The 9,635-nt window shown below is 63.1% G+C and carries 9 protein-coding genes; all 9 read right to left on the minus strand.

The features are described from left to right. Positions 1 to 94 precede the first annotated feature (94 nt). Positions 95 to 1,141 carry a hypothetical protein gene (locus V7116_RS11060; RefSeq protein WP_324391983.1) on the minus strand — a complete coding sequence of 349 codons (1,047 nt, stop codon included), beginning with the start codon at positions 1,139 to 1,141 and terminating at the stop codon, positions 95 to 97. Between the two features lie 20 nt (positions 1,142 to 1,161). Continuing rightward, complete coding sequence (gene ybeY / locus V7116_RS11065; RefSeq protein WP_324391984.1) at positions 1,162 to 1,671, minus strand: rRNA maturation RNase YbeY; 510 nt, start codon at positions 1,669 to 1,671, stop codon at positions 1,162 to 1,164. Then, positions 1,668 to 3,959 carry an HD family phosphohydrolase gene (locus V7116_RS11070; RefSeq protein WP_324391985.1) on the minus strand — a complete coding sequence of 764 codons (2,292 nt, stop codon included), beginning with the start codon at positions 3,957 to 3,959 and terminating at the stop codon, positions 1,668 to 1,670. The genes ybeY and V7116_RS11070 overlap by 4 nt, the downstream gene beginning before the upstream one ends. Before the next feature lie 171 nt (positions 3,960 to 4,130). Beyond that, positions 4,131 to 4,574: a GatB/YqeY domain-containing protein gene (locus V7116_RS11075; RefSeq protein WP_324391986.1), complete on the minus strand. Its 444-nt coding sequence runs from the start codon at positions 4,572 to 4,574 to the stop codon at positions 4,131 to 4,133. A 69-nt stretch (positions 4,575 to 4,643) separates the two neighbouring features. Beyond that, positions 4,644 to 4,985: a histidine triad nucleotide-binding protein gene (locus V7116_RS11080; protein ID WP_324391987.1), complete on the minus strand. Its 342-nt coding sequence runs from the start codon at positions 4,983 to 4,985 to the stop codon at positions 4,644 to 4,646. A gap of 8 nt (positions 4,986 to 4,993) precedes the next feature. Further along, positions 4,994 to 6,292 (minus strand): tRNA (N(6)-L-threonylcarbamoyladenosine(37)-C(2))-methylthiotransferase MtaB, encoded by a 1,299-nt coding sequence (gene mtaB, locus V7116_RS11085; RefSeq protein WP_324391988.1) that lies wholly within the window; start codon positions 6,290 to 6,292, stop codon positions 4,994 to 4,996. Further along, complete coding sequence (locus tag V7116_RS11090) at positions 6,289 to 7,707, minus strand: hypothetical protein (RefSeq protein ID WP_324391989.1); 1,419 nt, start codon at positions 7,705 to 7,707, stop codon at positions 6,289 to 6,291. The genes mtaB and V7116_RS11090 overlap by 4 nt, the downstream gene beginning before the upstream one ends. A gap of 112 nt (positions 7,708 to 7,819) precedes the next feature. Further along, positions 7,820 to 9,259, minus strand: coding sequence for a tetratricopeptide repeat protein (locus V7116_RS11095; RefSeq protein ID WP_324391990.1), 1,440 nt, complete (start codon positions 9,257 to 9,259; stop codon positions 7,820 to 7,822). 12 nt (positions 9,260 to 9,271) lie between these two features. Further along, a partial coding sequence (locus tag V7116_RS11100) for a response regulator (RefSeq protein ID WP_324391991.1) occupies positions 9,272 to 9,635 on the minus strand: 364 nt, incomplete at its 5' end.

The following is a 9,635-nucleotide window of genomic DNA, read 5'->3' on the forward strand; positions in this document are numbered from 1 at the left end:
TGGGTGCCGCTCACGCTCCGGCAGTGCCAACCACGCGGTGCATTATACTCCCTCAGTCCCCCTCGTCAACCCCGAATTCTTAACCAATTTTAAATTAGTCCGATTTCTTGCCCAGCCACTTTTCGCGGTACGTCGCCCACTCCCGCGAATCGGTCGTTTTATACTCGTACAAGCCAATCCCCTGAAGCTGATCCTTGTTTTGATCGCTCGCCTTCGCGCCCCGATCAACGCCGCTAATCGCCGCGGCGACCGACTCCACCACCGGATCATGCTCCGGCGCGGCGTCGTACGTTGGCACGGCCATCACCAGATTCACCGGGTTTTCGAGGTCAGAAAGCGCCGAGACATAACTGGACAACTGGTAGGCGACCCACGTCTCATAATCCTCTGGGGTCGCCAACCCGCTTGCATGCGCCATAATGACCATTTCATCCGGCAGCAGCAGCCCGATACGCTGTTTGTAATTGAGATCCCAGGTCAGATCGGGATCGGACGACGCGCTCATCGGCACATCGGGATCGGACGGCACACGATCGGGCGGCACAGTCACCGACAGCACCGCCTCGTCCCCTATCGCGGTGCGCAGGTCACGCAGTAAAGCGACATAACCGTTGCTGCCATTCGGAACCGCAACAGCATTCAACTGCACGCCATCAAATCCCCACTGGTGCACAGCCTTATCCGCCAGCGCGAGCGCCGCCGCAATCTGATTCTCATCGGCAATCTGGTCGATCGACATGCGCAGCCACAGCAGCACATCCAGGGCCGGCGCGGCCTGCTGAAGCGCCTCCGCAAACGCCTGCGCATTCTGGCCTTCAAGCAGCGTGCCATCCGTACGCCACGCGGATGCCTCCAGATAAACCCGGTTGATATCGCCATCACGCAAGCGATCCCCCAGCTGCTGGACCGCGTCGGCATTGACGGGGCCGTCCGTCCAGGCAAATTCAAGCCACGTCCGGTTATCCTTGAACTGGGCTGTCGTGCCGCCGTCCCCGGCTAAAAGCTGGCGCAGCACAATCAGCACCACGATCAGCGCCACCACACTGAGGACAGCAGCCACCCACCGGCGAGACGGGCCGGATTCTTGTTCGATGCGTACATGGCCGCGGCTGGAACGCGGACCTGAGCGACGTGAAGGCACGCCTCCTCCATCCTCACCGGTTACTCCGGCGAGTCAGTCTCCCCTACCCCATCCTCTGGAAACTCAAACTGCGGTACGACAATCGCCACGCCCAGCGCGGCCAATGCTTCCGCCTGGATCTCCCACATCTCGGCCTGATGCGCCGTCGTGTCGTGGTCATAGCCCAACAGGTGCAGAGTGCCGTGCACTACGGCCAGCGTCATCTCGTCCTCGACGCTGTGCTGCTCCGCAGCCGCCTGCCGCTCGATGTACGGCAGCGCCAGGACCAGATCGCCCAGATATTCCGCATCTTCTACCGCGTCAGGATCGGGATCGGCGGGAAACGACAGCACATCGGTCGGCTTGTCCACGTCACGGAACTGCCGGTTAAGCTGACGGATTTCCACGTCATCGCTGATGACGATACTCAGCCCGGCCTCCGGCGACAATTCGTGCGCGTCGAGAACCCACGTTGCCGCTGCCACAAGGCGTGCTTCCGGGATCGCCCGCTCGGTCTCAATCATCACCTGAACGTTAATGTCATAACTCATTCGTGCTGGTCGCTTTCAGTGCCGTCGTTCGCCGGTCGCCGTACCGCAAGATTACCATTTGTGTCCAACAGTGCGTCCGCCGCAGGAAGCGTATCCAGTCCGCGCCCGCCTGCCTTCTTGCCGAGTTCACTCACTACCGCCTGCGCATCCACTGGCACGGGCGCGATCCCAAGCTGGGGACGCGGCGCGGGCTGTGGCAGCTCGCGCGGGGTTTTCGGCTCCAGCCAGCGATTCTCCGTTCCAGGCGGCAGCGGGGCCGAACGGCGTTTAGGCGTGCCGGGATACGTGATCCGCGAGTGGAACATACCTTGCAGCGCGTTCACAAACGTCGCGCGGAGCGCGCGGAGATCTCCGAGCGTTAGCCCGCTCTCGTCAAGCTGGCGGTCACGCAGGCGCGCGTCGAATATAAAGTCCACCGTCTCGGTGATATCGTCCTTCGTCTGCGGACGCCGAGCGCGCACCGTGCTCTCACACCCATCCGCCAGCATCAGGATCGCCGTCTCGCGCGTTTGGGGTCGCGGACCGGGATAGGTGAACTCCTTGATATCCACGCCCGTTCCGTTCGTATGGGAGAGCGCCTGCTGGTAGAAGTAGGCGACCTGGGTCGTGCCGTGGTGCTCCATGATGAACTCATGGATTCGATGCGGCAGCCGGTAACGGCGCGCCAACCGCTCGCCTTCGGTTACATGCCCGATGATGATGCGCGCGCTCTGGTAGGGGTCGCCCAACGTATCATGAGGGTTAACCCTATCGACCTGATTTTCCACGAAGAAGAACGGGTTGAGAATCTTGCCGATGTCGTGATACATCGCGGCGACGCGGACGAGCGTCGCGTTGGCGCCGATCTGCTCCGCGCCCAATTCGGCCAAGTTCGCTACCTGGAGGCTGTGCTGGTACGTACCGGGAGCCTCGCGCAACAACTGCTGGAGCAATGGATGATTGGGCTGCATCAGCTCGATCAGCTTGAGGCTGCTAGGGATGTTCAGCACGTTGCTGATGATATACAGGCCCACCAGCGCCCCGGCAGCAGACAGCATGCCGTTCAACACCGAGCCAACGAGCTGCGACAGCAGCACGAACGCATCCACTGTCGTCTCGGATCCCAGCGCAAACGCCAGCGCAATCAGCGCGCTGCTGAGGCCGACCACACCTCCGGCGACGAAATAAGCGTTCAGCCGTTCGGTTCGCCCAAAGCTCAACACGCCCAACGTCCCGGCGAACCCGATCAGCACGGCAAACGTCAGCGATCCGTGCCCCATGAATCCCACCAGCGACGCCAGCGCCAGGATCACCACGATACCCAACTGCGGACCGGCCAGCGTCGTCACCAGAAATGCCAGCGCCGACGCCGGATAATAATACGGTTCGGTTTTGGCCTGCGGATTTACCAGCCGCGCGCCAACCATAAAGCTCACGAACAGCACGCCGAGCATGATCAGCACGCGCCGGTCGATCAGCAGCTTCGGCTCAAAGCGCAGGATATAGCCGCCCAGCAGCGCCGTCACCAACGCCATCGCCAGCAGGCCGCTGATGATACGCGCTGTGCGATGATGTCCCGCGTCGAGCAGCCCGAACTGCTGCAGCGCCTCGATGTGCGCCGCCGTTGCGATTTCCCCTGCGCGGATGATCATCTGTCCCTGTGCGAACGTCCGCACCTCGACCGCTACATTTTCCGCAGCGCTCGTCTGCTGCTGGCGGGTCAGCTCGTCATTATAAAAGGTATTGACGCGCACGAGGTCTTCAACAACGCCCTGGATGACCTGAACCTCCTGCTCGCTGTACGTCGCGCTGATCAGGTTGGTCAGGTTATCTCGCTTCGACTGGATGTTGTCCTCGCGGATCTCGCCGCTCATCACGCGTTCAAGCAGGCGGATGATCTGCGCGTCCACCGCGCGCCAAGCCGCCTCATCCTCGATAGCGAGCATCTGGGTCACAACGTCATCGTTCAGGCTGAGCACGGTGATCGCCGCGATATCCTGCTTCTTTTGATCGAGGCTCGCCAGATCGTCGTAGCGGACGTTTTCGATGTAGTCGAGGGACTGCCGCGCAAGCTGAAGCTGTTCGGTCGCGACGCGGGCATCGGGGGGATCGTATACCGGGCGCACCGACGCGGCAGCCGCCTGGCGCTTATCTTCGGTCAGGACATCGCTTTCATACGTCATGCTGCGCGGTGCAAGCACGTCGCGCGGCGCAACGTCACCGACTTCCAGCACCAGCCGGGACGCGGACGACACCAGACTGTCGTAGGCCAGCACGACCGATCCGCTGCTCACAAAAGCGGCAATCAAACCCGCCGCCAACGCCCAGTGGAGGAGGCGTCTGTATCGTCGTGGTCCAGGTACGAGGTTCTGGTCTTCAGACACCATACTGCCCCCAAATACGAAGCGGGCACTTTTGCGCCCGCCCTAAAACTCCGCTGTCAGGCCTGCGGCGGCTGGCGACCGTCGAGGCTGGCCCGCCTACCCGAGCAGCTCCCGGACAATCGCGTTGACACGTTTACCGTCCGCTTGCCCCTGCACACGCGGCATCACCACGCGCATGAGTGCACCGATATCTTTTGGCGAGCTGGCTCCAGTTTCCGCAATCGCTTCGCGCACCACCCTGCGCAGCTCGTCGTCGCTGAGCTGGCGCGGCAGGAATTCCTCGATCACGGATAGTTCGTACTGCTCCTGCTCCGCCAGATCGGAACGCCCGGCGCGCGTCATTTCTTCGATGGATTCGCGCCGCTTTTTGGCTTCGGACATCAAAATCGCGGTCGCATCATCTTCGGTCAGGTCTTTACGCTGATCGACTTCGACCTGTTTGAACGCAGCCGTCATCAGACGCAGCGTCTCACGACGGCGCGTGTCACCGGCCTTCATCGCCGCTTTCAGATTCTCTTGAACGGCTTCTTTGGGGTGCATACCCTTCCACCTTATCCATACTCAGGCGCATTATAGCGACAGGCTGCCCATGCCGCCACCTCTCCTACGCTAGCCCGGCGGCCAATGCATCGGACGCCCGCCCAGGACGTGCAAGTGCACGTGAAATACCGACTGCTGAGCCTGACGACCCTCGTTCATCACGAGCCGGTAACCGCTTTCCGCGATCCCTTCCTGGCGCGCGACCTCCGCCGCAGCAGCGATCAGCTTACCGGCCAGCGCAGCGTGACCGTCACCCAGCGCCAGCGGGCCCTGAACGTGCTCACGCGGGATGACCAGCACGTGCACCGGGGACTGCGGGTTCACGTCGCGGAAGGCGACCACGTCCTCATTCTGGTACACGATCTGCGCCGGGATTTCCCCCGCCGCGATCCGGCAGAAAATACAGTCCATAGTCCGCCCTACTCCACACGCGCATTCAGCGCAATTTCGCCGCGCAGCCCGTGCTCGACCACGCCAGCAACACGCACACGCGTGAGCGAATTGGTCAGCACCTCGGGCGCATCCATATCCACGCGCAAATAATGATCGGTCAGGCCGGTATTACGATAGCCCGTTTCCGACGCACCGGTCACCTGCTCCCAGAGCACCTCGACTTCGCGCCCGACGAACCGCTGCGCGAAGCGCCGCCCACCCTCCTCCGACAGTGCCAGCATCTGCGCGCTGCGCGCTTTTTTGCGCTCGGCATCGACATGCCCCGGCATGCGCGCCGCGGCGGTCCCGGGCCGCTTCGAGTAGCGGAAGACGTGCAGTTTCGTAAAGGCCATTTCGCCCACGAAGTCCAGGCTGGCCGCGAATTCGTCGTCGGTCTCGCCGGGGAAGCCCACGATCACGTCCGTGCTGATCGCCAGATCGGGGATCTGCGCGCGCGCCGACTCGACCAGCGCGCGAAACGAGGCGCGCGTCGTGCGGCGGGCCATGCGCTTCAGGGTGGCGTCACAGCCGCTTTGCAGCGGCAGATGTAGGTGGCGGCACAGACGCGGATCCGCCCACAGATCGAAGAACCGGGACGACAGATCCCACGGCTCCAGAGACGACAGCCGCACGCGCGGGATCGCCGTGCGCCACAGGATTTCCTGCACCAGCGCGTACAGTCCTTCCCGTTCACCCTGATCGTGCCCATACGAGCCGAGATGCACGCCGGTCAATACCGCTTCCTGATAGCCCGCGGCAGCCAGCGCGTCGACCTCACGCACGATGTCATCCTGAGCGCGGCTACGGCCCGGCCCACGCGCGATCGTCGTGACGCAGAAGGTGCAGCGGTTATCGCAGCCGTCCTGCACTTTGACGAAGGCCCGTGTCCGGCCCAACGCGCCGCTGCCCCATTCGCGTGCCAGCGGCTCCCGGTCGAAGATCTCGCCCGGCTCGTCGTTCAGCGCCAACGGCACGAGGCGATCTTTATCCAGATTATTCACCACCTGCGCCACGCCCGGCAGTGCACCGACCGTTTCCGGCGACAGGTGCGCGTAACACCCTGTCGCCACGATCCGCGCGCCGGGGTTCACGCGGTTCAGCCGCCGGATCATCGTGCGGCTGGTGCGCCCGGCCTCGTTGGTCACCGCGCAGGTATTGACCACGCACAGGTCGGCTTCTTCCGCCGTGCTCACTACGGCGTGACCAGCCTGTTGAAACTGAGCCGCTAGCTGCTCGATCTCGCTCTGATTGAGGCGGCAGCCCGTCGTCTCAAGATAAACTTTCACGATTCGACCTCGTCAGCTTGCACGGGCGGTTCGGTGGCCGGCTGTGCCAGATCGGGCTGTGGACCGACGATCACCAGATCGTCGAACGCCACCACGACCGAATCGCTGGTATCAATGCTGTGTCCGGCGCTCAGCGCGATCTGTCCTTGCGTAAAGTCACCGTCCTCAAAGATATAGCGCGACTCGTCGGTGTAGCACTCGTCATTCAGCCACATACTCGTCGCGTTCTCACCCTTGAGGCACAGCGGCATCACCTGATCGTTCACGTAAAACTGGAACTGATCCCCTACACCCACTATGCGGATCTCGTTGGGCGCAGTTCCGGGCCGGACGGCCTCGGAAGGGCCCCAATTGCTCACGAATTCCAGGATGCCATCCTGCATTTTGACCAGCGCGTACCATCCCTGGTTACTGGCATCGCCGCCGATGAGAAAGCCATAATAGTTATCGAGATCCCGGTAGCGGAAGATCACGCCAAACTGGTTATCCAGCGGACCGGACAACATTTGCGCAGTGACCCGGGCGTCAAAGTCGGAGAAGGTGCGATCCAGCGCTGAAAAAACGACCTCGTTCGTATACGGCGAGCCATACGTAATCCGCAGCGCGGTGCCATCCAGCGCCCCGTACTGCTGCGCCACCTCGTCCAGCCCACTCACAGGCACAAACTCCGCCGCATCGCGCCCGGTGTAGAGGTCCCATTCGGCGTCGGCGCGGTCGAATGTCGTCGCATAGAGAAGTTGCCCCGGCTCCGGCGTCTCAACAGGCCGCTCAATCCAGCCTGTGAGCACGGCCAATGCCAGCGCCAATCCGGCAATAAGCACCAGCCACAGCGCTATTGCAGGGACGCCAACGCGCCGCAACGATCGATTCGCCGCCGGGCTTGCCACCTCGGGTGCAGGATCGCTGCGGCGCGCCAATCGGACCAGATACCACACCGCCAGCAGCGACTGCGCAACAAACAGCACGGCAATCACCCGCAGAATGTTCTGGGCCGTTTCAGGCGCAATTGCGGGCAAATCCGGCTCCATCGACCACAGGAGCGCCGCAACTGGCAGGCCCAGCAGCAGCCCCGCCGCGCCCAAATAGGTCACCAACGTACCGCGCTCGACATGGCGCAGGGCACTCAAGGCGCGCATCTCCAACAGCCCGCCCACTGCCAACAGGACAACCAGCAAGACCTGAGTCTGCGTGCCCGGCTCGTAGGCATCACCTGCCTGCTCGATGCGCAGGGACCAGTCAATGCCGAGGCGATCCAGGTCGTTGGTGTAGACATACCAGCCCAGCACCAAGGCGCTGAGCAGCAGCCCCAGCCCGGCCACGGCAAAGTGCAGCCGCATCAGCCGCAGCGGCCATGATGCGCGCGCAGTGCTCTCCTGCCGCTCGCTCCGGTGAAATGGCACAATTGCTTCAGACATATGCAAGCCTCATCCCAGCCACTGCCGCGTACACAAGACGCGGCGTCACCAATAAGCGCCCCCAACACAGAGGATTGTAACACGCTGTTTGGCGATTGAAGAGGGAAATTAACTAGAAGGAATAGCCTAACCGCGTGAGGCCCCGGCTGGCAAGCAGCCCGTACCCATCTTCGCCCCCAACCCGTTCCACCACATAGCGGAACGAATCGGCAGCGCCATCACGGTCACCCAGGTGCTCCAGGAGGACGCCAAAGTAGTAGCGGCTTCGCACCCGGCCCGGATCGAGCTGAACCGCTCTGTTCAGCGCGTCGTAGGCGTCGTCATATGCGCCCGTCCGGTAATACGCCCAGCCGAGGCTCGCCGCCGCATCGGGATCGGAGGGAAGCGCATCCGCAGCGTCTTTCACAACATTCAAGCGATCGTCGGTAAGTTCGATCTCGCTGTCCGCATAAAACGCAGCCAGCAGCGCTTTCCAGCGCACATCGTCGGGGGCCAGCGTCACGGCCTGCTGATACCACGTCTCCGCCGCGTCGAGATCGTCCTGCCGCTGCAAGGACGCGCCGATCTCCGCCGCCAGCGCGGGATTATCGGGGTCCAACGCCTGCGCCTGGACGAGCGCATCATATGCGGCGGGCTCATTCTCCGCCTGCTGCCAGTGCAGTCCCAACAGGTAATACAGCGCCGGATCGGAGGGGACCATTGCCAGTGCCGCTTCCAGATCGGGTAACCCATCGCGCCCCTGCTGGTCACGCACGAAGCCGAGATAGCCCAGCGCCGTCGAATTCACCGAGTTCACCGCCACCGCCTGAAGCAATGCGTGTTCAGCCAGCGCCCAATCACCCAACCCAATCAGCGCCAGCCCGACGCCGGTATGTGCTTCCGTCAGCGACAGACTGCCGTAGCCGGACAGCGCGTTCAAGATCGGCTGCGCGCGCCCTGCCCATTCGGGCGCGGGCATCGCACCAAGCAGCAGATCTTGCGCGCGCGCCTGATCGAGCGGGGCGAGCAGCGCCCCCAGCCGGTACAACGCCCCGAAGTTCGCAGGATCGGCGGCAACCGCACGCTCCAACGCGTTTTGCGCCTCGCTCCACGCCTGGCGGTTGAGCGCCGCATCCGCCGCGGCCACCAGCGCCGCCGGATCAGCATCTCCGCTTGTTGCCAGACTGAGCGCCAGGGCGCGCGCCTGCTGCGTCTCGCCCGACTTATCGAGCACGGCGGCCAGCGCCCGCCGCTGCTGATCCGACCAGCCTTCCAGTTCCGCGAGCTTGTACAGATACACACGCGCGACGTCATACTGCCCGGCGTCGATCATCGCGTCTGCCAGCATGCGATAAAGATCGGGACTGTCGCCGACACGCGCCGCCACACGGCTGTACGCCGCAAGCGCCTCGCCGGTCTCGCCGCGCACAGCGTGGACCGCAGCGTCATCCAGCCAGCCCGCGATGCGAGTGCTCAATGGCTGGCGCACCGCTACCGATACGATCAAAACGAGCGCCACAAGTCGCGCCAGGATGGCCGCGCCCTGCCCCGCTCTACTGCGTTTCGATTCCAAGCGTCCTCTTTATTAAACCACCGGGCGATCCGGATCGAGCCCGAGCGCATCGATTACAACCGACTCGATCTGGTCGAGCGCAAACGGCTTGACCAGATAACAATAGACTCCCTGCAAGCGGCCCATCAGCCGGTTGATCACGTCGCCGTAAACGGTCGTGACGACCGCGATCGGCTCCCGGCCCCGCCGCCGCTCCTGGATCGTTTCCAGCACGTTCCACCCGTCCATGTCGGGCAGTTCCAGGTCAAGCACAATCAGCTCCGGTTCCTCTCGTTCGTACAGCGCAATGCCATCCTGCCCGTGGCTCGCCGTAAAAACGGTCAGTCCCATCGCCTCCAATGCTACCTGGATCGCTTCACTTAATTCAATCGTATCT

This window comes from Aggregatilinea sp. (assembly GCF_036822615.1).
In the GTDB taxonomy this organism is placed as follows: domain Bacteria; phylum Chloroflexota; class Anaerolineae; order Aggregatilineales; family Aggregatilineaceae; genus Aggregatilinea.